The organism is Methylobacterium sp. J-043 (genome assembly GCF_022829505.1).
Lineage (GTDB): Bacteria > Pseudomonadota > Alphaproteobacteria > Rhizobiales > Beijerinckiaceae > Methylobacterium > Methylobacterium extorquens_A.
This window is the reverse complement of record NZ_JAKSYB010000058.1, coordinates 406,036-427,399: the sequence shown is the minus strand read 5'-3', so window position 1 is coordinate 427,399 and position 21,364 is coordinate 406,036. Positions and strand designations below refer to the sequence as shown.

Genomic DNA, 21,364 nt, shown 5'->3' with positions numbered 1-21,364 from the left:
TCATGACCGAGTCTGCGCACGAGGCGGTGGCGCGCGCCTACGAGGCGGGACGGGCGAGCGTGCTCGGCCTTACCCTGGTAGCCGATCTGGAAACGCCGGTCGCGGCCTTCCTCAAGCTGAAGGCGGTCCATGCCGGCCCGGGCTTCCTGCTCGAATCGGTCGAGGGCGGCGCGGTGCGCGGGCGCTACTCGATGATCGGGCTCGACCCCGACCTGATCTGGCGCTGCCGCGACGGGCGCACCGAGATCGCCCGCGACGCGGGCCTCACGGATTTCGTGGCCGACGAGCGGGCACCGCTCGCCTCGTTGCGCGCCCTCATCGCCGAAAGTGCGGTGGGTGACGACGCCGAAAGCGCCGCATTGCCGCCGATGGCCGCCGGCCTGTTCGGCTATCTCGGCTACGACATGGTCCGCGCCATGGAGCGCCTGCCGGAGCCGAACCCCGATCCGCTCGGCGTACCCGACGCGATCCTGATGCGCCCGCGCGTGATGGTGGTGTTCGACGCGGTGGCCGATGCGCTCACCGTCGTAACCCCCGTGCGCCCAACCGAGGGCGTGAGCGCTCGCGCTGCGCTGGAAGCCGCGCAGGCCCGGCTCGACCGGGTGGCGGAAGCTCTCGAAGGCCCGTTGCCGGTCGAGGCGCGTCTCGACGTATCGAGCCTTCCCCTGCCCTCCCCGGTCTCGAACACCGAGCCGGACGCGTTCCTCGGTATGGTGGACAAGGCCAAGGAGTACATCGTCGCGGGCGACATCTTCCAGGTGGTGCTGTCGCAGCGCTTCGAGGCGCCCTTCACCCTGCCGGCCCTTGCGCTCTACCGCTCCTTGCGCCGCACCAACCCGGCGCCTTTCCTGTGCTACCTCGATTTCGAGGCGTTTCAGGTCGTCTGCTCCTCGCCTGAGATCCTCGTGCGGGTGCGCGAGGGCAGGGTGACGATCCGCCCGATCGCCGGCACGCGGCGGCGCGGCGCCACGCCTGCCGAGGACCGGGCGCTGGCCGACGAACTCCTGGCCGACCCGAAGGAGCGTTCCGAGCACTTGATGCTGCTCGACCTCGGCCGCAACGATGTCGGCCGCGTCTCGAAGATCGGCAGCGTCACCGTCACCGACTCGTTCTTTCTCGAATACTATTCCCAGGTCATGCACATCGTTTCGAACGTCGAGGGCGACCTCGACCCGAAGCACGACGCGCTCTCGGCGCTCGCCGCCGGGTTTCCGGCGGGCACCGTCTCGGGCGCGCCGAAGGTGCGGGCGATGGAGATCATCGACGAGTTGGAGCGCGAGAAGCGCGGACCTTATGGCGGCTGCATCGGCTATTTCGGCGCGCGCGGCGAGATGGATACCTGCATCGTCCTGCGCACGGCCATCGTGAAGGACGGCCGCATGCACGTGCAGGCCGGCGCCGGCATCGTTTACGATTCCGATCCCGCCTCCGAGCAGCAGGAATGCGTGAACAAGGCGAAGGCCTTGTTCCGGGCAGCCGAGGATGCGGTGCAGTTCGCGAGCCGGGCCAAGCGTGGGCAGTAGGCGCACGGGCACGTCGTCTTGACTTGCCGGCTTCCCGTCGCCACCCCTCTAGAGAACGGTAATCCCGTCATCTTCCTCATCCTGAGGTGCCGGCGCGCAGCGTCGGCCTCGAAGGATCTTTCAGATCCCGCCTGATCCCTGGAGGATCCTTCGAAGCTGCTTCGCGGCACCTCAGGATGAGGGTGTGAGCGGGATACAAGGCGCTACGGCTGAGTTCGATGTCCAACGTCCTCGTCATCGACAATTACGATTCCTTCACCTGGAATCTCGTCCACCTGATCGGCCCGCTCTGCGAGCGGATCGACGTGGTGCGCAACGATCAGATCGATGTCGCCGGCATCCGCGAACGGGCCCCGGACGCGCTCGTGCTCTCGCCGGGGCCGTGCACCCCGAACGAGGCGGGCATCTGCCTCGACGCGGTGCGGGAGCTGGGCGCCGAGATCCCGATCTTCGGCGTGTGCCTCGGGCTCCAGACCATCGGGCAGGCCTATGGCGGCGACGTGGTGCGGGCGCCCTCCCCCATGCACGGCAAGGTCTCGACCATCCGCCACGAGGCGAAGGGTGTGTTCCGCGGCATCAACGAGGGCTTTGCCGCCACGCGCTACCACTCGCTGGTGGTGGACCGCGCGAGCTGCCCGCAGGATCTCGCGGTCACGGCGGAAGCCGACGGGCTCATCATGGGGCTCCAGCACCGGGAACTGCCGGTCCACGGCGTGCAGTTCCACCCCGAGAGCATCCTCTCGAACCACGGCTCGCAGATCCTGCGCAACTTCCTCGACATCGCCGCGGCGTGGCGCAAGGAGTCGGCCGCCCGCGCGTGACAAGCCCGGCCTCGGCGTGCATTGACGGGGCACACCCTATTCCCTCCCCCTTTCGCGGGTGAAGGTGCCTCGCGGATGAGAGGCGGGAGGGGAGCGAGGCGTTCCGAATTGCGCGGAGCCCTCCCCTCGCCCGACCCGCCTCGCGGGCCACCCTCTTTCCGCGAAGGTGAGAGGGCTTCCAGCGGATGATCACGGACCCATGGAGTCCTTCAAAACCCATCTCGCAACTGTCGCGGCCGGCGCCCCGCTGAGTCGCGAGCAGTCCCGCGCCGCCTTCGACGACCTGCTCTCGGGCGAGGTCACGCCGATCCAGGCCGGCGCCTTCCTCACCGCTCTCTCCGTGCGCGGCGAGAGCGAGGACGAGATCGTCGGTGCGGTCTCGGCGATGCGCGCGCGGATGCTGCCGGTGGCGGCGCCCGAGGGCGCCATCGACATCGTCGGCACCGGTGGCGACCATTCGGGCAGCTACAACGTCTCGACGCTGGCCGCGATCCTCACCGCCGCCTGCGGCGTGCCCGTGGCCAAGCACGGCAACCGTGCCGCCACCTCGCGCTCCGGCGCTGCCGACGTGCTGGCCGCCCTCGGCGTGAAGATCGGCTTGCCCCCCGAGGCCCTGGCGCGCTGCCTCTCGGAGGCCGGGCTCTGCTTCATGTTCGCGCAGACGCATCACGGCGCCATGCGCCATGTCGCGCCGGTACGCACCGAACTGCCGTTCCGCACCATCTTCAACATGCTTGGGCCGCTCTCGAACCCGGCCGGCGTGACGGCGCAGGTGTTCGGCGTCTCGCGCCCTGCCTGGGCCGAGCCGCTGACGCGGGTGCTGGCCACGCTCGGCAGCCGCCGGGTCTGGACCGTGCACGGCTCCGACGGGCTCGACGAGATCACCACTACCGGCCCCACCGCCGTGGTTGCGCTGGAAGATGGCGTGTTCCGGCACTTCACCCTCGATCCGCGCGAGGTCGGCCTGCCGCTCGCGACCCTGGACGACCTGCGCGGGGGCGACCCCGAGCACAACGCCGCCGCGCTCGGCGCCGTGCTGGACGGCGCCCGCAGCGCCTACCGCGACATCGCCGTGCTGAACGCTGGTGCCGGCCTCGTGGTGGCGGGGGCCGCCGGCACGATCGCCGAGGGCGTTGCGCGGGCGCAAGAGGCGATCGATTCCGGCGCGGCGCGGGGCACGCTGGCGCGCCTCGTCGCCGTCTCCAATGCGTGATAGACGGCCTCGAACGGTTCTAAGGACAACCCGATGGACGATATCGTCGCCGACGTGACCGCCGGGCCCGCCCCGGAACGGGCGAGCGTGCTGGCGCGGATCGAGGCCTACAAGCGCCGCGAGATCGCCGAGGCGAAGCTGCGCGTGCCGCTGGCCAAGCTGGAGAAGCAGGTCGCCAAGGCCGATCCGCCGCGCGGCTTCGCCGACGCCATCGCCCGGCATATCGCGGAAAGCCGTCCCGCCCTGATCGCCGAGATCAAGAAGGCCTCGCCCTCCAAGGGGCTGATCCGCGCCGATTTCGACCCGAAGACGTTGGCCAAGGCCTACGCCAAGGGCGGCGCCACCTGCCTCTCGGTGCTGACCGACGCCCCCTCCTTCCAGGGGGCGCCGGACTTCCTGATCGAGGCGCGCGGGGCCTGCGACCTGCCGGTGCTACGAAAAGACTTCATGTTCGAGCCGTATCAGGTCTACGAGGCCCGCGCCTGGGGCGCCGATTGCGTCCTCGTCATCATGGCCTGCCTCGATAACGCGGAGGCCGCCGCCATCACCGAGACGGCCCACGATCTCGGCATGGACGTGCTGGTCGAGGTCCATGACGCGCAGGAGCTGGAACGCGCCGTGCCGCTCGGCACGCGGATGATCGGCGTTAACAACCGCAACCTCAAGACCTTCGAAGTGTCGTTCGAGACGGCGATCACCCTGAAACCCGGCATCCCGGCCGATCGCATCGCGGTGGCCGAAAGCGGCATCGGCAGCCACGCCGACGTGCTCCGGCTGAAGCAGCACGGGCTCGACACCATCTTGGTCGGCGAAAGCCTGATGCGGCAGGACGACGTGACCGCGGCGACCAAGGCCCTGCTGTTCGGGGATCAGGGCCGGTGAGCGGCGCCACCCTCACCCATATCGACCGGACCGGCGCGGCCAACATGGTCGATGTCTCGGACAAGGCCGCGACCTCGCGCACGGCCGTGGCCGAGGGCGTCGTGGTGATGCTCCCCAAGACCCTGGCGCTGATCCGCGAAGGCGACGCCAAGAAGGGCGACGTCATCGGTACCGCCCGGCTCGCCGGCATCATGGCGGCCAAGCGCACGCATGAGCTGATCCCGCTCTGCCACCCGCTGCTGATCACCAAGGTGCGGCTGACCTGCGAGCCCGACGACGCCCTGCCGGGCCTGCGCCTTACCGCCGAGGTGAAGGTGCAGGGCCTGACCGGCGTCGAGATGGAGGCGCTGACCGCCGTCTCGGTCGCCTGCCTGACGGTCTACGACATGGTGAAGGCCGCCGACCGCGGCATGCGCATCGAGGGCATCCGCCTCCTGTCGAAGGAGGGCGGCAAGTCCGGCGCGTGGAGCGCCGACGCATGAGCCTGCTCTCGGTTGCTGAGGCCCTCGCAAAGATCCTCGCCGCCATCCCCGGCCCGGTCGGGGTGGAGGAGATCCCCATCGCGCAGGGCGCTGGCCGGACGCTCGCCGCCGACCTGACCGCCCGGCGCACCCAGCCGCCCTTCCCGGCCTCCGCCATGGACGGCTACGCCGTGCGCGCCGCCGACGTGGCGACCGTTCCGGCGCGCCTGCGTCTGATCGGCACCAGCGCCGCCGGTCACGGATTTTCCGGAACGCTGGGGCCGGGCGAGGCGGTGCGCATCTTCACCGGCGCGCCCGTGCCCGAGGGTGCCGACGCGATCTTGATCCAGGAAAACGCCGAGGCCGATGGCCAGACCGTCACCGCCCGCGAGCCGGTGGCGGCGGGCCGCTTCCTGCGCCGCGCCGGCCTCGATTTCCGCGAGGGCGAGACGCTGGTGCGGGCCGGCGACACCCTCGACGCCCGCCGCCTCGCGCTCGCGGCCAGCGCCGGCTACGCCGTGCTGCCGGTACGGCGCAAGCCACGGGTCGCCGTCCTCGCGACCGGCGACGAACTAGTTCGTCCGGGCGAGCCGGCGGCCTGGGACCAGATCGTCGCCTCGAACGGCCTCGCGCTCGGAGCGCTGAGCCTCGAGTCGGGTGCGGAGGTCATCGATCTCGGTATCGTCACCGACGATCTCGGTGCCCTGCGCGCGGCGGTCGGCCGCGCGCGCTCGGCCGGGGCCGACCTGCTCATTACACTCGGCGGCGCTTCGGTCGGCGACCACGATCTCGTCCAGGCCGCGCTCGGGGCCGAGGGCCTGGAACTCGGCTTCTGGCGGGTGGCGCTCCGCCCCGGCAAGCCGCTGATGCACGGGCGGCTCGGGCCGATGCTGGTGATCGGCCTGCCGGGCAATCCGGTCTCCTCGATCGTCTGCGGCCTGCTTTTCGTGGTCCCGGCGATCCGCGCGCTCCTCGGCGATCCGCGCGCGGGCGAGGACCGCAGCGAGCCGGCGACCCTCGGCCGCGACATGCCGGAGAACGACGCCCGCCAGGACTACCTGCGCGCCCGCCTCGACACGGCGCCGGATCGGTTGCCGATCGTCCATCCCGAGTCGCGTCAGGATTCCTCGATGCTCTCGGTGCTCGGCACCAGTGAGGCGCTGCTCATCCGACCGCCGCATGCGAGCCCGGCCAAGGCGGGCGACCCGTGCCGCATCCTGCGGCTGGACCGGCGGATCGTCTGAGCGGCCATCGCGGTTGATGCCGCTGGTTGTGGTCCCCCGACGGCGCAAAAGTCTTGCATCCGCCCGATTTTCTGCCGAAGAGGGCGGCCTTCACCGGCAAAAGGCACGGGACCGTGCGGCGGACGCCGCCGGGCAAGCATGGGCGGGGAGTGTTGGGACCGATGAGTGAGACGCGGGAGCTGGGTTCGGCCGACATCCAGAAGGTGCTGGAACTGCTGCCCCACCGCTATCCCTTCCTGATGATCGACCGCATCATCGAGATCGACCGCGACGAGAGCTGCATCGGCATCAAGAACGTCACGGCGAACGAGCCGCAATTCACCGGCCACTTCCCCGGCCTGCCGGTCTTCCCCGGCGTGCTGCTGATCGAGGGCATGGCTCAGACCGCGGGCGCGATCTGCTGCCGCCACATCATGAACGACGACCTGAAGACCAAGCAGGTCTTCTTCATGACCATCGACAAGTGCAAGTTCCGCAAGCCCGTCGTGCCCGGCGACCAAGTGCGCTTCCACATGACGAAGATGAACCAGCGCAAGACTATGTGGTGGTTCCGCGGCGAGGCTCGCGTCGATGGCGCGCTCGTGGCCCAGGCCGAGATCGGTGCCATGCTGGTGACGGAGTGAGCGCGGTGCGGGACGGGATCCATCCGAGCAGCGTCGTCGAGGACGGCGCCCGGCTCGGGGACGGCGTGCGGATCGGCCCGTTCTGCCATATCGGACCCGACGTCGTGCTGGGGGATGGCTGCGAGCTCGTCAGCCACGTCGTGGTCGCCGGACGGACGACGGTGGGCGCGCGCACCCGCATCTATCCCTTCGCCTCGATCGGCCATCCGCCGCAGGACCTGAAGTTCCGCGGCGAGCCCTCGACACTCGCGGTCGGCTCCGATTGCCTGATCCGCGAAGGCGTGACGATGAATCCCGGCACCGCCGGCGGCGGGCTGGAGACGGTGGTCGGCAACGGCTGCGCGTTCCTCGCCAACAGCCATGTCGGGCACGATTGCCGGGTGGGCGACCACGTCATCTTCTCCAACAACGTGATGCTCGCCGGCCATTGCACGGTGGGCAACTACGCCATCCTCGGCGGCGGCGCGGCGGTGATCCAGTTCGCCCGCGTCGGCGACCACGCCTTCGTCGGCGGCCTGTCGGGGCTGGAGAACGACTGTATCCCCTACGGCATGGTGCTCGGCAACCGCGCCTACCTCTCCGGGCTCAACATCATCGGCCTCCAGCGCCGCGGTTTCTCGCGCGAGGACATTCACATCCTGCGCCGGGCCTACCGTCTGCTCTTCGCCCAGGAGGGCACGCTGATGGAGCGCGTCGAGGACGTGGCCGCCGAGTTCGACACCCATCCGGCGATCCACGAGATCCTCGCCTTCATTCGCGCGGGCGGCAAGCGCTCGATCTGCACGCCCCGTCCCGTCTCCGCAGCGGCCTGAGGGCCTAAAGAATGGTCGATCCCGCCCGGCCCCTCGCCCTGGTGGCCGGCGCGGGCCGCTTGCCGGAATTGGTCGCCGCCTCCCTCGAGCGGGCCCGCCGGCCGTTCCGCGTGCTCGCCGTGCGCGGCTTCACCGAGCGGGCGATGCGGCGGCGCGCCGATGCGGTGGTCGATCTCCTCGACATCCCCGGCACCCTGCGCATCCTCAAGGAGTGGGCGCCTGCCGCGGTCGTACCGGCCGGCGGCGTCGCCCGCCCGAGTCCGGCCGCGCTGCTCAACGCGGCCCACGCGGTGCGCAACCGCGATATTCTCAAGAGTCTTGCTGGTGGTGATGACCGGCTGCTGCGGGCCGTGCTCTTGCTCCTCGAAGAGAACGGGCACCGGGTGCTCGGCGTCCACGAGGTCGCGCCCGATCTGCTCGGTCGGCTCGGTCGGCTCGGCCGGGCGGAGCCTGATTCCGCTGCCGCCCTTTCGATCGCCACGGGCCGCGCCATGCTCGGCGCCCTGAGCCCCTTCGATGTGGGGCAGGCGGCCGTGGTGGCGGGCGAGCGCGTCATCGCCGTCGAGGGGCCCGAGGGCACCGACCGCATGCTTGCCCGCGCCCGCGCGCTCAACCGCAAGCCCCTTGGTCGTGGTACGCCCGCGAAGGGGACGGTGCTCGTCAAACTGCCGAAACTCGGCCAGGATCTGCGCATCGACCTGCCGGCGATCGGCCCGCGCACCGTGCGCCGCGCGGCGGAAGCGGGATGTGCCGGCATCGCTATCGGCGCCGGCCATACCCTGGTGATCGATTGCGAGGCGACGGTTGCGGCGGCGGATGCGGCGGGTCTGTTCCTGATCGGCGTGGAGGTCACCCCATGACGCATCGGCGGATCTGGCTCGTCGCGGGTGAGGATTCCGGCGACCAGCTCGGCGCCAAGCTGATCCGGGCGCTGCGGGCGCTCGCGCCCACGCCCCTTACGCTCGGCGGCGTCGGCGGCGAGGCGATGGAGGCGGAGGGCTTGTCCTCACTCTTTCCCATCGATGATGTGGCGGTGATGGGCTACCTTCCCGTTCTCGCCCGCGCCCGCACCCTGCTGCAGCGTATCCGCGAGACGGTGGACGACGTCGTGGCGGGCCGGCCCGACGTGCTCGTCATCATCGACAGCCCCGGCTTCACCCATGCGGTGGCGACCCGCGTGCGCAAGCGCCTGCCGGATCTGCCGATCGTCGATTACGTGTCGCCCAGCGTCTGGGCGTGGCGGCCCTGGCGGGCCAAGGGCATGGTGCCCTTCATCGACCACGTGCTCGCCCTCCTCCCCTTCGAGCCGGACGCGCATCGCCGCCTCGGCGGGCCGCCCTGCTCCTATGTCGGCCACCCGTTGATCGAGCGTCTGGCCGAGCTGCGTCCCTCCGCCGACGAGGCAGCGATCCGCGAAGGCCGCCCGCCGGTCCTCGCCGTCCTGCCGGGCTCGCGCCGCTCGGAGATCGAGCGGCTGATGCCGGTCTTCGGACAGGCGACGGCCGAACTCAGCCGACGGGTCGGTCCCTTCGAGATCGAGCTGCCGGCGGTGAGCCGTCACCGCGCCCTGATCGAGCGGCTCGCCGCCGCGTGGGAGCGGCATCCGCGGATCGTCCACGGAGAGGCCGGCAAGTACGCGACCTTCCGCCGGGCGCGGGCCGCGCTCGCGGCCTCCGGCACCGTGACCCTTGAACTCGCGCTCGCCGGCGTGCCGATGGTGGTGGCCTACAAGGTGTCGCGGGTCGAGGAAGTCATCGCCCGGCGCCTGATCCAGGTGCCGACGATCGTGCTCCCGAATCTAATCCTGTCCGAGAACGCCATGCCGGAGTTCGTGCAGGCCGATTGCACGCCGCAGCGGCTCGCCGAGACGCTGGCCCCGCTCCTTGCTGGCGGCCCGGCCCGGCGGACGCAGCTCGACGCGCTGGCCCGCATCGACGGCCGGATGCGGCTGCCCGGCGACGAGGAGCCGAGCCGGGCGGCGGCCCGGATCGTGCTGGAGGCGCGGCGGGCAGCATGAGCACGGAAGTACCCCCGAGGATCGCGATCTACGTCGATGCCGACGCCTGCCCGGTGAAGGATGAGGTGTACCGCGTTGCCGGGCGCTACGGCCTGCACGTGTTCGTCGTCTCGAACAGCTTCCTGAACCTGCCGCGCGAGCCCTGGATCGAACGCGTCGTCGTCGGAGACAAGTTCGATGCGGCCGACGATTGGATCGCCGAGCGCGTGGGCCCCGGCTCTGTCGTGATCACGGCGGACGTGCCGCTGGCGAGCCGCTGCGTGAAGGCCGGCGCGGTCGCGCTCGCGCCGAATGGCAAGGCGTTCACGGAATCATCGGTTGGTCTCGCGCTCGCCACCCGCAACCTGATGCAGGACCTGCGCGAAGCCGGGGCGATCACCGGCGGTCCGAGGCCGTTCTCACCGAAGGACCGCTCGGCCTTCCTCGGCGCGCTGGATCGCGTGGTCATGCGCCTGAAGCGCGATCTCAAGCTTTGACATCGAGCGCCTCCGGACCGCGGGGTCCGGAGGCGCTCTTCAGCTCAGCTCCGCTGGCCGATCGGCGTGTAGTCGCGGCGATCCGGGCCGATATAAAGCTGGCGCGGGCGGCCGATCTTCTGGGACGGATCCTCGATCATCTCGGCCCACTGCGCGATCCAGCCGACGGTGCGGGCGAGCGCGAACAGCACGGTGAACATCGAGGTCGGGAAGCCGAGCGCCTTGAGGGTGATACCCGAGTAGAAGTCGATGTTCGGGTAGAGCTTCTTCTCGATGAAGTACTCGTCCTCGAGGGCGATCTTCTCGAGCTGGACGGCGACCTCCAGCAGGTCGTCCTTGATCCCGAGTTCGTTCAGGACCTCGTGGGTCGTCTTCTGCATGATGCGCGCGCGCGGGTCGTAGTTCTTGTAGACCCGGTGGCCGAAGCCCATCAGGCGGAAGGGATCGTTCTTGTCCTTCGCCTTGGCGACGTACTTCTGCACGTTCTCGGGATGCCCGATCTCCATGAGCATCTTGAGCGCCGCCTCGTTGGCGCCGCCATGGGCCGGGCCCCACAGGCAGGCGATGCCGGCCGCGATGCAGGCGAACGGGTTCGCGCCCGAGGAGCCGGCGAGACGCACCGTCGAGGTCGAGGCGTTCTGCTCGTGGTCGGCGTGCAGGATGAAGATCTTGTCCAGCGCTCGGGCGTAGATCGGGTTGACGACGTATTCCTCGCACGGCACCGCGAAGCACATCCGCAGGAAATTCGAGGTATAGTCGAGATCGTTCTTTGGATACACGAAGGGCTGGCCGATCGTGTACTTGTAGGCCATCGCCGCGAGTGTCGGCATCTTCGCGATCATGCGAAGCGAGGCGATCATCCGCTGGGACTCGTCCGAGATGTCGGTCGAGTCGTGGTAGAAGGCCGAGAGCGCACCGACGCAGGCCACCATCACCGCCATCGGGTGGGCGTCGCGGCGGAAGCCCTGGAAGAAGCGGTTCATCTGGTCGTGCACCATGGTGTGGCGCGTGACCCGGTAGTCGAAATCCGCCTTCTGGGCCGAGCTGGGAAGCTCGCCGAACAGCATCAGGTAGGCGGTTTCGAGGAAGTCGCCGTTCTCGGCGAGCTGTTCGATCGGGTAGCCGCGATAGAGCAGCACGCCCTCGTCGCCGTCGATGTAGGTGATCTTCGATTCGCAGGAGGCGGTCGAGGTGAAGCCCGGATCGAAGGTGAACTTGCCGGTCTGGGCGTAGAGCTTGCCGATATCGACGACGTCGGGACCGATCGTTCCGGTCTTGATGGGCAATTCGACGTTCTTGTCGCCCACGATGATGGTGCTGGCGGAAGCGCTCATGGGATCGCGGACCCTTTCTTGCGACGGGAACAGCACGGGACCGGAGGCCAATGCCGCCCGCTCCGTTGTGGCGCCGCAGCAGAGCACTGCACCCGCTCACTGAGGCACCGGGTTAGCGGATCGGTCGGCGCCCAGCAACGGTGGGCCGCTCCCGGCCTCTTCGCATATGCGAAAAACAGGCCGCATCTGTTACTGCACGAGAGGGATGAAATCTCATCCGACCGGTTCCCGCGCGCAGCTCTTGGTCACTCAGAGCGCTCTGTCAGAGTGAAGATGACGCCGAAATACGCGTGCGAGCAAGATCTTCCGGCCCTCGACCGGACGATGGGCCGCCGGCAAAAGTTGGGGCTGTCATTTGCGCCGGATTGTCATTCATGGTGCCACGAAGCCCAGAGGGTGCGGATATCGCGACGCGACGCATCGGCTCGGCCGATGCGTCGCGGGGGCTATGCGTTTATCCGTCGCGTGGCCGGCCTTCAGGCCGGCAAGCGATCCCGGAGGCGGGCGAGTGCCTCGTCGCGGCCGAGCACGGCCAGGACGTCGAAGACCGGCGGCGAGGTGGCGCGCCCCGTCAGCGCCGCCCGCAGGGGCTGGGCGACTTGGCCAAGCTTGACTCCCTGACCGTCCGCGAACTGGCGAACCGCAGCCTCGGTCGTCGCTGCGTTCCATTCCGGGAGGGCTTCGAGCGCCGGCAGGAGCGCGCGCAGCCGCTCGGGCGCTTCGCCCGCGAGCAAGGCTTCGGCCTTGGCGTCGAGAGCGAGCGGGCGCGGGGCGTAGAGGTAGTAGGCGCTGTCGAGGAGTTCGACGAGGGTCTTGGCGCGCTCCTTCAAGCCGGGCATCGCTGACAGGAGTTTTTCGCGCAGATCCGGCGTCAGCTTGGTCGGCAGGCCCCGCTCGGGGCCACGGGCCGGCAGGATCGCGTCGATCGCATCCACCAGCACCGAATCGTCGCTGCCGCGGATGTAGAGACCGTTGAGGCTTTCAAGCTTGGTGAAGTCGAACCGCGCCGCCGAGCGGCCGATCGCCTTCAGGTCGAAGGCGGCGATCATCTCCTCCGTGGAGAACACTTCCTGATCGCCGTGGCTCCAGCCGAGCCGCACGAGGTAGTTGCGCAGCGCCGCCGGGAGGTAGCCGCGGTCGCGATACTCCTCGACGCCGAGCGCACCGTGGCGCTTCGACAGCTTGGCGCCGTCCGCCCCGTGGATGAGCGGGATATGCGCCATCGCCGGCACGTCCCAGCCGAGCGCCCGGTAGATCTGGCTCTGGCGGGCAGCGTTGGTGAGGTGGTCGTCGCCGCGGATCACTTGGCTGACGCCCATGTCGTGGTCGTCCACCACGACGGCGAGCATGTAGGTCGGCGTGCCGTCGGAGCGCAGCAGCACGAGGTCGTCGAGGTCTCGGTTGGCCCAGGTCACGCGGCCCTGCACAGCGTCCTCGACCACGGTCTCACCGTCGCTCGGCGCGCGCAGGCGGATCACCGGCTTCACGCCCGCGGGCGCCTCGGACGGATCGCGGTCACGCCAGCGGCCATCGTAGCGCGGGGCACGGCCCTCGGCGCGGGCGGTCTCGCGCATCTGCACGAGTTCTTCGGCGGTGGCGTAGCAGTGATAGGCGTTGCCCGAGGCGAGCAGGCTCTCGGCGACCTCGCGGTGCCGCTCGGCGCGGGCGAACTGGTAGATCACCTCCCCGTCCCAATCGAGGCCGAGCCAGCGCATCCCGTCGAGGATCGCGTCGATCGCACCTTGCGTCGATCGCTCCCGGTCGGTGTCCTCGATGCGCAGCAGCATCCGCCCGCCGAAGCGGCGGGCGTAGAGCCAATTGAACAGAGCCGTGCGCGCTCCCCCGATATGCAGGAAGCCCGTAGGTGAGGGCGCAAAGCGCGTGACGACCGGTGACGACATCGGCTGCTGGGAGGCTTCTTCTTGAAAAAGTGCGGGATGGCGCGCGTGCGGCCGCGGCCGGTCTCTGCGGGCGTGTAGCACGAGCGAGCGGATGCGTTAAGAATCCGTCACGATTGCCCGCCGCGCGGGCATCGCAGGTCTCAGAGCGCGGCGGGGGACGGCAGGGGGCGCATGGCAGGGGGCAGCGGCAGGGCGATGCGCGGGGCCGTTCCGGCCCTCCTCGCCGGCCGCGTTCCCGCCCCCGCACAGCTCTGGCAGGCCACTCTCGACGGTCTGCGCGGCAGCATCGCCCGCGATGCCGAGCAGCGGCGGCTGTTCCCCTGGCTCGCCGTCGCCTTCGGGGCCGGCATTCTCGTCTTCTTTACGGCGACCGATGGAGAGCCATCGCTGGCTGCGCCGCTGATCGCAGCGGGGCTCTGCCTTGCGGTGACGCGGTTTCTGCGGGCGCGTCCGGTGGCGCTCGCGCTGATGCTCGGCCTAGCTGCCGTCTTCCTCGGCTTCGCCGCGGGCGTCTGGCGCGTCGCTTCCGTGGCGGGGCCTGTGCTCACCCGCGTCACCATCGCGCCGCTCGTCGGCTTGGTCGAAGGGCTGGATGAGCGCGAGGGCGGCGCCCGGCTGATCGTGCGTGTCGAGCGATTCGGCGATCTCGATGCGGAGCGCCGTCCGCGCCGGGTGCGGGTCTCCTTCCGTGCCGCGCAGGCGGTGCGGCCGGGGGACGCCATCCGCGCCACCGCCCGTCTCCTACCGCCGCCGGAGGCGGTGCGGCCGGGCGGCTACGACTTTGCGCGCGACGCCTACTTTCGCGGAATCGGTGCCGTGGGCTCGCTGGTCGGCAAGATCGAGGTCGGCCCCCCGGCCGAGCCGCTGGCCCCGTCGCTGCGGTTGACCGCCGCCATCGACGCGGCCCGCAACGCCTTCACCCGCCGCATCACCGACGCGATCGGCGGACAGGCCGGCGCGGTGGCGGCGGCTCTCGTCACCGGAAAGCGCGGGCTGATCTCCAACGAGACCAACGACGTGCTGCGGGCGGCGGGAATTTATCACGTCGTTTCGATCTCCGGGCTCCACATGGTGCTCGCGGCCGGCGTCGTATTCTGGCTGGTGCGGGCCGGGCTCGCCCTGGTGCCGGTGCTCGCCCTCGCCTGGCCCATCAAGAAGATCGCGGCGGGTACGGCGATGCTGGGCGTGACCGCCTACTGCGCCTTCTCGGGTTGGGATGTCGCCGCCGAGCGGGCACTGATCATGACGCTGGTGATGCTCGGCGCGATCCTCGTCGACCGCCCGGCGCTCAGCCTGCGCAACCTCGCCCTCGCGGCGATCCTGGCGCTCGCCCGCGAACCGGAGGCGCTGCTGGGCCCGAGTTTTCAGATGTCGTTCGGCGCGGTGGCCGGCCTCATCGCCTGCGCGCCGCTCATCGACGGGCGGGTCTTACGAACCGACAGCTCGTCCCGGATCGCGCGGGCCGCCTCATGGGTGGCGAAGGCGGTGGTCGGAACGTTTGCCACGACGCTGGTGGCGCAGCTCGCCACCGCGCCGTTCGCGACCTACCACTTCCAGACCGTGCAGCCCTTCGGCCTCGTCGGCAACGCGCTGACCCTGCCGCTCGTCTCGCTCGCGGTGATGCCCGCGGCGGTACTCGGCATGCTGGCCTATCCCTTCGCCCTCGACCGTCCGGTCTGGTGGCTGATGGGGCTTGCGGTGCGCGGCATGCTCGAGATCTCCGCCTGGATCGCGGGGTTTGGGCAGGCCACCGTCGTGCTGCCGGCCTTCGGGACGGGTGCGCTGATGCTGCTCGCCGTCGCCCTGCTGCTGGCAACACTCCCCGTATCGCGGCTGCGTCTCCTCGCCCTCATACCGGCCGGGCTTGGAATCGCCCTCGCCGCGAGCCCGATCCGGTACGACATCTATATCGATCGGGATGGGGCGGGCGCTGCGGTCCGCGGCAAGGACGGCCGCCTCGTAGTCCTCGGACGCCCGCCCGGCTTCGTACTCGAACAATGGTTGAAGGCCGACGGTGACGGGCGCCGTCCGGAGGCCGCAACCGGCGCCGCCGGTCCGCGCTGCGACCGGATCGGCTGCACCCTCACGGCGGTGGACGGCCGTGCCGTCGCCCTCGTCACCGACAAGCGCGCCTTCGCCGAGGATTGCGCCCGGGCCGACATCCTCATCAGCCGCTTGCGTGCCCCGCCTGGCTGTGCCGCGCCGCTGATCGCCGACCGGGCATTTCTGGCGGCGCGGGGGGCCACAGCGATCCGCCTTGGAACAGCAGGGCCTGACATCGTCACCGCGCGAGGGGCCGATCGGCTGCAGCCCTGGCAGCCCCGTCCTTCCGGCACGACAACGCCGGCAGCCCTGTCGGACTCCCAACCTTTCAACGATCCGAGTGCGGCGGATCCGTCAGACCCGCCGCACGCCGAGAACCCTCAGTAACGGCGCACGAGGCTCACGAGCTTGCCCTGGATGCGCACTCGGTCGGGACCGAGCACGCGGGTCTCGTAGGCCGGGTTGGCGGCTTCCAGCGCGATCGACGAACCGCGGCGGCGCAAGCGCTTGAGCGTCGCCTCCTCGTCGTCGATCAGCGCGACGATGATTTCGCCGTTGTTGGCGGTCTCCTGCTTGTGGATCACCACGAGATCGCCATCGAGGATGCCGGCCTCGATCATCGAATCGCCGCGCACTTCCAACGCGTAGTGTTCGCCGCCCGCCAGGAAGTCGGGGGACATCGAAATCGAATGGCTCTGGCTCTCGATCGCCGAGATCGGCACACCGGCAGCGATCCGGCCCATCACTGGCACCATCACCGACTGGCCCTTGCCGTCATGGGCCTGAAGCATGGCAGGCTTCGGCGCGGCAGGCTTGGCCGAAAGGCCGCCCTCGACCACGCTCGGCGTGAAGCGTCGCGGCTCGGACGATGCGGGCTTGGCCGCCGGCATATCGGGCATGCGCAGGATCTCGATCGCCCGAGCCCGGTTCGGCAGACGGCGGAGGAAGCCGCGCTCTTCCAGCGCCATGATCAGGCGGTGGATGCCGGACTTGGATTTCAGGTCGAGCGCGTCCTTCATTTCGTCGAATGACGGCGGAACACCGCTCTCCTGCATCCTCTGCTGGATGAACTGGAGCAGTTCGAGTTGCTTGCGGGTCAGCATGCGGCACCTGCTGTCGAGCGCGGGCCGAGGGCGCCGCAGAATCGTTGAAAACAAAGCACGAACAGCCTAGACGTTCCTCTCCTGTTCCGCAAGCATACCTCGGGAAGCGAAAGAGGCGGCGGAGCTGTCGCCCCGCCGCCTCTCCTGTCGTACCGTGCAGCCGGATCAGGCCGGGATCACGTCGACGATCTCGTAGGTGTCAGGATCGATGATGACGATGTCGTCCCCGACGAGAATGAATTGCAGGCCGCGATAGGCCGGCACCACCGAGAGAATCGCCGGGGGTAGCGGGTGCAGCGAGACCGAGCGCGGGATTGCCGTGCCGACGCGGACGGCGAAGTTGACATTCGTGACGGCGCGAACGCTGGAACGGGTGATCGACTGGCGGAACTCGCCGCGTTGCGTCGAGCTCAGGTTCTTCGAAGCGCCCCGCGCCTCGGTGGCGGCCCCACGACCACCTCGCTCGCCGGCACCGCCGCGTTCACCCGCCGCATCCCGCCCGCCGCGCTCGCCGGCCCCATCTCGGCCGTCACGCCCGCCGCGCTCGCCCGGCCCGTCTCGTCCGTCCCGTCCGCCGCGCTCGCCTGCGCCGCCGCGGTCGGTCTGCCCGGACTCGCGGTTGCCGCGCTCGCTCGGCTGTTCGGCACGGGCCGGGCCACCTTCGCGCCCGCCACGGCTACCCGGCTCTCCACTCTCGCCGGCGCGCGACGCGCCACCGGGTGCCCCGCCGCTCTCGCCGCCACGGGTCCCACCGACATCGGCGGCCCCACGGGCACCGCCTGCGCCGCCGGCCTCGCCCGCGCCGCCCCGTGCTCCGCCGGCCGCACCGCCACCGGCGCCGCCAGCGCCGCCAGCGCCTCCACCGGCACCGCCTGCGCCCATCCCGGCACCTCCTGCGCCAGCACCACCGCCCCCGGCCCCCCCGGCCCCAACACCGCCGCCGCCGCCGCCTTGAGCGAGTGCGGTTGCCGCGCCCAACATCAGGATCGCCGCCGTCGCCGTGCTGCGAAAGAGTTTCGTCATGTTCCGTCCCTGTTTCTTCTCAGCGACCGACTTGGTGCCGAAGCCGGGGACGCAACGGCAACCCTCGCAAAACCGTTCCCGGAATAAGCTCTCCAGCTTGTTCTTCGGGAAAACCGTGGGGTTGCACGAATGGATACGCTTGAGTCTTTCGGCGTCCGAAAGTCAGGCTGTCATGTGCTTGGGAAGACTGAGACGGGGGAACCGCGCTTGAGCTGACCCTCGTGCCGCCCGGGCCTCTCTCCCCCCGCACTGGGAAGGCCGAGGCACGGTAGCCGACAGGGCTTGCCGCCTGCCATTCCGGAACGAGAGCCGATCGATCCAAGCCTTTGTGCGCAACGTTCCCCGGCATCTGTCATGGAATGGCCGCCGACCACGTCGGCGCGGGGCCCGTCTCGGGTAAATACCGGCCTCTGATAAACGCTCACGGCCACTCAAGGGCCGGACCATCAGGGGAAACGCATGCTGGAGACCAGCGCCGCCGCGCCGCCACTCGACGAGGCCGCCGACCGCCGCCGCCGCATCATGGCCATCGTCGGTTCCTCGTCGGGCAATCTCGTCGAGTGGTACGACTTCTACTGCTACGCTTTCTTTGCCCTCTACTTCGCCCCGGTCTTCTTTCCGGAGGGCGACGACACTGGCCAGCTCCTGAAGTCGGCCGCGGTCTTCGCGGTGGGCTTCTTCATGCGGCCCATCGGCGGCTGGCTGTTCGGGCGCATCGCCGACCGTCTCGGGCGCAAGACCTCCTTGATGATCTCGGTTCTGATGATGTGCGGCGGCTCGCTCGCCATCGCCCTGTTGCCGACCTATGCGACCGTCGGCCACCTCGCGCCGGTCCTGCTCGTCATCGCGCGCATGGTGCAGGGCCTGTCCGTCGGCGGCGAGTACGGCACCAGCGCGACCTACATGAGCGAGGTCGCGACCAAGGGGCAGCGCGGGTTCTTCGCCTCGTTCCAATACGTCACGCTGATCGGCGGCCAGTTGCTCGCCTCGCTGGTCCTCGTCGTGCTCCAGAGCTTGCTCACGGCCGAGCAACTCACGGCCTGGGGCTGGCGCATCCCCTTCGTCATCGGCGCGCTGGCCGCGGTGGTCGCCCTGTTCCTGCGCCGCTCGCTCTCCGAGACGATGAGCGCGGAGAACAAGGATTCGAAGGAAGCGGGAACCCTCTCCGGGCTTCTCAAGCACTGGCGGGCCTTCGCCGTGGTACTGGCCTATACGGCCGGCGGGTCGCTGTCGTTCTACACGCTCACGACCTACATGCCGAAGTACCTCTTCAATACCGCCCATCTGGACAAGGTGACCGCATCGAAGATCACGACGGTGGCGCTGTTCGCCTACATGGTGATCCAGCCCTTCTTCGGCTGGCTCTCCGACCGGATCGGCCGGAAGACGAACATGCTGCTGTTCAGCGGCCTCGGCATGGTGATGATTGTGCCGCTGATGACGGCGATCGGCACCACCACCGATCCGATCCTGTCCTTCGGCCTCATCATGACCGGGCTCGTCGTGATCAGCTTCTACACCGGCATCAGCGGCATCGTGAAAGCGGAGCTGTTCCCGACCCAGGTGCGTGCGCTCGGCGTCGGCCTGTCCTACGCGGTGGCCAACTCACTGTTCGGCGGCACGGCGGAGGCAGTCGCGCTCTGGCTCAAGCATGTCGGCGCCGAGAGCAGCTTCTTCTGGTACGTCGCGGTGATGCTGGCGATCTCGTTCATCGCTTCGCTGGTGATGCCGAACCCGAAGCGCCACGGCTATCTCGACGGGGATGGCACCGTCGAGGAGGCGCTGGGGCGCAAGACGAGCCCGGTTCTCGCCTGATCGGCGCGCGAGTGCGTCGTCCAGAGAGGCTTGAACCGCCTTTCGGGACGACGCCCTGGGCTCAGCCGAGGTGCAGGATCGCCCGCGCCTCGGCCGGTGTCGCCGGCCGGGCGCCGTGCTCGGCGCAGATTCGGGTAGCCAGACGGACAAGGTCGGTATTGCCGTCGGCGAGCCGCTCCTTCGAGAATCGCACGTTGTCCTCCAAACCCGTGCGCACGCCCTGTGCGCCCCGCGACACGGCCCAGCCCATCACCGGGCTCTGGAAGCGGCCGATGCCGAAGGCGCCCCAGGTCGCGCCCGGCAACAGGCGCCGGGTCTCGGCCAGCAGGATGTCGAGCAGGTGCGGGTCGGGCGGCAGGGCGTTGCGGATTCCCATGACGAACTGCAGATGGGGCTCGGCGCCGATCACGCCCTCATCCACGAGACGGCGGGCGTTGTGGATGTGAGTGAGGTCGAACACCTCGATCTCCGGGCGTACGCCCTCGTCCCGCATCCGCCGGCCGAGCGCCGTGAACGAGGCGGCCGGGTTCTCGTAGACGCCGTCGCCGAAATTGACGGAGCCGGTGGTGAGCGAGGCCATATCGGGCCGGTGGATCAGGCAGGCGCCCCGCTCCGTGGGATCGGGCCCCGCCCCGCTCGTCGAGAACTGGACGATCATGTCCGGGCAATGCCGCCGGATGCCCGCCTGCACCGCCGCGAACCGGTCGGGATCGAGGGAGGGGCTCTCGTCGTCCTCGCGGACATGGATGTGGGCGAGCGCCGCGCCGGCCTCGTAGGCGGCATGGGTCGATTCGATCTGCTCGGCGGGGGTGATCGGCACGGTCGGGTTGTCGGCCTTGCGGGCGACCGAGCCGGTGATCGCGACGGTGACGACGACGGGTCTCATCGCGGGCGGTCCTTCAGCCCAGCGCCTGTTCGACCGCGCGGCCGCAGGCCTGCGTGTCGGCGGTGCCGCCGAGATCGCGCGTGCGCAGCGTCCGCTCGGCGAGCACCCGCTCGATGGCGGCAACGATTTCGGCGGCAGCCTCCCGCTCGCCGAGATGCTCCAGCATCATCGCCCCCGACCAGATCTGGCCGATCGGGTTGGCGAGCCCTTGGCCGGCGATGTCGGGGGCCGAGCCGTGCACCGGTTCGAACACGGACGGGTGCAGGCGCTCCGGGTTGATGTTGCCTGATGGCGCGATGCCGATGGTGCCGGTGCAGGCCGGGCCGAGATCGGAGAGGATGTCGCCGAAGAGGTTCGAGGCGACCACCACGTCGAACCGATCCGGATTCAGCACGAAATGCGCGGTCAGGATGTCGATGTGGTACTGGTCCCAACGGATATCGGGGAAGCGCTCGGCCACGGCCCGCACCCGCTCATCCCAGAACGGCATGGTGATCGAGATGCCGTTCGATTTGGTCGCCGAGGTGAGGTGGCGCTTCGGACGGCTCTGCGCCAGCTCGAAGGCGAACGTCAGCACGCGGTCGATGCCGTGCCGGGTGAACACCGATTCCTGCACCGCGAACTCGCGCTCGGTGCCGGGAAACATCCGCCCGCCCGCGTTGGAATACTCGCCCTCGGTGTTCTCGCGGACGACCCAGAAATCGATGTCGCCGGGCTTGCGGCCGGCGAGCGGCGACGGCACGCCCGGCATCAGGCGCACCGGGCGCAGGTTGACGTATTGGTCGAATTCGCGCCGGAACTGGATCAGCGAGCCCCAGAGCGAAATGTGGTCCGGCACCCGCTCGGGCATGCCGACGGCGCCGAAGAAGATCGCATCGTGGGAGCCGATCTGCGCCTTCCAGTCCTCGGGCATCATCCGCCCGTGCGCCTCGTAGTAGTCGCAACTCGCGAAATCGAACCAGTCCTGCACGATCTCGAAGCCGTGGCGGGTGGCGGCCCGTTCCAGAACCCGAACGCCCTCCGGCACGACCTCCTTGCCGATGCCGTCTCCGGGAATCACCGCGATCCGGTAGCTGCGCTTCGTCCCGCCCATGCTCGTCGCCTCGTGTCCGCCCCCGGCATCTCACTTGCGCCAGCGCCCCGCGGCGTCAATGGCGGAAGGAGACAGGTGGTATCGATGCTATCGG

Annotated in this window: 19 protein-coding genes; 13 read left to right on the top strand and 6 right to left on the bottom strand. The window is 69.6% G+C overall.

All coding sequences use genetic code 11. The annotated features are described in order from the left end of the window. Positions 1–2: 2 nt before the first annotated feature. The 11 genes from trpE to MKK50_RS17245 all read left to right on the top strand — a co-directional run bounded on the left by trpE (position 3) and on the right by MKK50_RS17245 (position 10,072). Complete coding sequence (gene trpE / locus MKK50_RS17295; protein ID WP_499024051.1) at positions 3–1,523, top strand: anthranilate synthase component I; 1,521 nt, start codon at positions 3–5, stop codon at positions 1,521–1,523. A 218-nt stretch (positions 1,524–1,741) separates the two neighbouring features. Continuing rightward, positions 1,742–2,344, top strand: coding sequence for an anthranilate synthase component II (locus tag MKK50_RS17290; protein WP_499024049.1), 603 nt, complete (start codon positions 1,742–1,744; stop codon positions 2,342–2,344). A gap of 199 nt (positions 2,345–2,543) precedes the next feature. After that, positions 2,544–3,557, top strand: coding sequence for an anthranilate phosphoribosyltransferase (gene trpD / locus MKK50_RS17285; RefSeq protein WP_499024047.1), 1,014 nt, complete (start codon positions 2,544–2,546; stop codon positions 3,555–3,557). Between the two features lie 33 nt (positions 3,558–3,590). Next, positions 3,591–4,439: an indole-3-glycerol phosphate synthase TrpC gene (trpC, locus tag MKK50_RS17280; protein WP_499024044.1), complete on the top strand. Its 849-nt coding sequence runs from the start codon at positions 3,591–3,593 to the stop codon at positions 4,437–4,439. After that, positions 4,436–4,921 (top strand): cyclic pyranopterin monophosphate synthase MoaC, encoded by a 486-nt coding sequence (gene moaC, locus MKK50_RS17275; RefSeq protein ID WP_499024042.1) that lies wholly within the window; start codon positions 4,436–4,438, stop codon positions 4,919–4,921. Before trpC ends, moaC begins: the two co-directional genes overlap by 4 nt. Next, positions 4,918–6,144, top strand: a complete 1,227-nt coding sequence (locus MKK50_RS17270) for a molybdopterin molybdotransferase MoeA (protein ID WP_499024040.1) — start codon at positions 4,918–4,920, stop codon at positions 6,142–6,144. The genes moaC and MKK50_RS17270 overlap by 4 nt, the downstream gene beginning before the upstream one ends. 161 nt (positions 6,145–6,305) lie before the next feature. Continuing rightward, positions 6,306–6,767: a 3-hydroxyacyl-ACP dehydratase FabZ gene (gene fabZ / locus MKK50_RS17265; protein WP_003603892.1), complete on the top strand. Its 462-nt coding sequence runs from the start codon at positions 6,306–6,308 to the stop codon at positions 6,765–6,767. 5 nt (positions 6,768–6,772) lie between these two features. Next, positions 6,773–7,579 (top strand): acyl-ACP--UDP-N-acetylglucosamine O-acyltransferase, encoded by an 807-nt coding sequence (gene lpxA, locus MKK50_RS17260; protein WP_253368670.1) that lies wholly within the window; start codon positions 6,773–6,775, stop codon positions 7,577–7,579. Between the two features lie 11 nt (positions 7,580–7,590). Continuing rightward, entirely contained in the window at positions 7,591–8,439 is an 849-nt protein-coding gene (locus tag MKK50_RS17255) for an LpxI family protein (protein ID WP_499024038.1), read from the top strand. Continuing rightward, positions 8,436–9,596: a lipid-A-disaccharide synthase gene (gene lpxB / locus MKK50_RS17250; RefSeq protein WP_499024035.1), complete on the top strand. Its 1,161-nt coding sequence runs from the start codon at positions 8,436–8,438 to the stop codon at positions 9,594–9,596. The genes MKK50_RS17255 and lpxB overlap by 4 nt, the downstream gene beginning before the upstream one ends. Next, a complete protein-coding gene (locus MKK50_RS17245) occupies positions 9,593–10,072 on the top strand; it encodes a YaiI/YqxD family protein (RefSeq protein WP_499024034.1) in 480 nt (159 codons plus the stop codon). The genes lpxB and MKK50_RS17245 overlap by 4 nt, the downstream gene beginning before the upstream one ends. A 44-nt stretch (positions 10,073–10,116) precedes the next feature. Here MKK50_RS17245 and gltA read toward each other — a convergent pair whose 3' ends face one another. Both gltA and gltX read right to left on the bottom strand, forming a co-directional pair. Then, a complete protein-coding gene (gltA, locus tag MKK50_RS17240; protein WP_003603897.1) occupies positions 10,117–11,406 on the bottom strand; it encodes a citrate synthase in 1,290 nt (429 codons plus the stop codon). A gap of 476 nt (positions 11,407–11,882) precedes the next feature. Beyond that, positions 11,883–13,307 carry a glutamate--tRNA ligase gene (gene gltX, locus MKK50_RS17235; RefSeq protein ID WP_499024033.1) on the bottom strand — a complete coding sequence of 475 codons (1,425 nt, stop codon included), beginning with the start codon at positions 13,305–13,307 and terminating at the stop codon, positions 11,883–11,885. Positions 13,308–13,478: 171 nt separating this feature from the next. On the opposite strand from gltX, the gene MKK50_RS17230 reads away from it, so the two are divergent. Next, positions 13,479–15,737, top strand: a complete 2,259-nt coding sequence (locus tag MKK50_RS17230; RefSeq protein ID WP_499024032.1) for a ComEC/Rec2 family competence protein — start codon at positions 13,479–13,481, stop codon at positions 15,735–15,737. Here MKK50_RS17230 and lexA read toward each other — a convergent pair. Both lexA and MKK50_RS17220 read right to left on the bottom strand, forming a co-directional pair. Next, entirely contained in the window at positions 15,731–16,453 is a 723-nt protein-coding gene (lexA, locus tag MKK50_RS17225) for a transcriptional repressor LexA (protein WP_499024030.1), read from the bottom strand. The genes MKK50_RS17230 and lexA overlap by 7 nt on opposite strands. A 165-nt stretch (positions 16,454–16,618) precedes the next feature. Then, the gene (locus MKK50_RS17220) at positions 16,619–17,476 is read right to left on the bottom strand and encodes a DUF1236 domain-containing protein (RefSeq protein ID WP_499024029.1); all 858 of its coding nucleotides are present in this window, start codon (positions 17,474–17,476) and stop codon (positions 16,619–16,621) included. Positions 17,477–17,935: 459 nt separating this feature from the next. On the opposite strand from MKK50_RS17220, the gene MKK50_RS17215 reads away from it, so the two are divergent. Continuing rightward, positions 17,936–19,291: an MFS family transporter gene (locus MKK50_RS17215; RefSeq protein ID WP_499024027.1), complete on the top strand. Its 1,356-nt coding sequence runs from the start codon at positions 17,936–17,938 to the stop codon at positions 19,289–19,291. 61 nt (positions 19,292–19,352) lie between these two features. Here MKK50_RS17215 and MKK50_RS17210 read toward each other — a convergent pair whose 3' ends face one another. Continuing rightward, a complete protein-coding gene (locus MKK50_RS17210; protein WP_499024026.1) occupies positions 19,353–20,177 on the bottom strand; it encodes a 3-oxoadipate:acetyl-CoA acetyltransferase in 825 nt (274 codons plus the stop codon). A 13-nt stretch (positions 20,178–20,190) separates the two neighbouring features. After that, a complete protein-coding gene (locus tag MKK50_RS17205) occupies positions 20,191–21,270 on the bottom strand; it encodes a tartrate dehydrogenase (RefSeq protein WP_499024024.1) in 1,080 nt (359 codons plus the stop codon). Positions 21,271–21,364: the final 94 nt, after the last annotated feature.

Bases quoted from the DNA above. Each gene is read 5' to 3' on its own strand.
- trpE (WP_499024051.1), top strand. From the start codon at position 3: ATGACCGAGTCTGCGCACGAGGCGGTGGCGCGCGCCTACGAGGCGGGA.
- MKK50_RS17290 (WP_499024049.1), top strand. From the start codon at position 1,742: ATGTCCAACGTCCTCGTCATCGACAATTACGATTCCTTCACCTGGAAT.
- trpD (WP_499024047.1), top strand. From the start codon at position 2,544: ATGGAGTCCTTCAAAACCCATCTCGCAACTGTCGCGGCCGGCGCCCCG.
- trpC (WP_499024044.1), top strand. From the start codon at position 3,591: ATGGACGATATCGTCGCCGACGTGACCGCCGGGCCCGCCCCGGAACGG.
- MKK50_RS17270 (WP_499024040.1), top strand. From the start codon at position 4,918: ATGAGCCTGCTCTCGGTTGCTGAGGCCCTCGCAAAGATCCTCGCCGCC.
- fabZ (WP_003603892.1), top strand. From the start codon at position 6,306: ATGAGTGAGACGCGGGAGCTGGGTTCGGCCGACATCCAGAAGGTGCTG.
- MKK50_RS17255 (WP_499024038.1), top strand. From the start codon at position 7,591: ATGGTCGATCCCGCCCGGCCCCTCGCCCTGGTGGCCGGCGCGGGCCGC.
- lpxB (WP_499024035.1), top strand. From the start codon at position 8,436: ATGACGCATCGGCGGATCTGGCTCGTCGCGGGTGAGGATTCCGGCGAC.
- MKK50_RS17245 (WP_499024034.1), top strand. From the start codon at position 9,593: ATGAGCACGGAAGTACCCCCGAGGATCGCGATCTACGTCGATGCCGAC.
- gltA (WP_003603897.1), bottom strand. From the start codon at position 11,406: ATGAGCGCTTCCGCCAGCACCATCATCGTGGGCGACAAGAACGTCGAA.
- gltX (WP_499024033.1), bottom strand. From the start codon at position 13,307: ATGTCGTCACCGGTCGTCACGCGCTTTGCGCCCTCACCTACGGGCTTC.
- MKK50_RS17230 (WP_499024032.1), top strand. From the start codon at position 13,479: ATGGCAGGGGGCAGCGGCAGGGCGATGCGCGGGGCCGTTCCGGCCCTC.
- lexA (WP_499024030.1), bottom strand. From the start codon at position 16,453: ATGCTGACCCGCAAGCAACTCGAACTGCTCCAGTTCATCCAGCAGAGG.
- MKK50_RS17220 (WP_499024029.1), bottom strand. From the start codon at position 17,476: ATGACGAAACTCTTTCGCAGCACGGCGACGGCGGCGATCCTGATGTTG.
- MKK50_RS17215 (WP_499024027.1), top strand. From the start codon at position 17,936: ATGCTGGAGACCAGCGCCGCCGCGCCGCCACTCGACGAGGCCGCCGAC.
- MKK50_RS17210 (WP_499024026.1), bottom strand. From the start codon at position 20,177: ATGAGACCCGTCGTCGTCACCGTCGCGATCACCGGCTCGGTCGCCCGC.
- MKK50_RS17205 (WP_499024024.1), bottom strand. From the start codon at position 21,270: ATGGGCGGGACGAAGCGCAGCTACCGGATCGCGGTGATTCCCGGAGAC.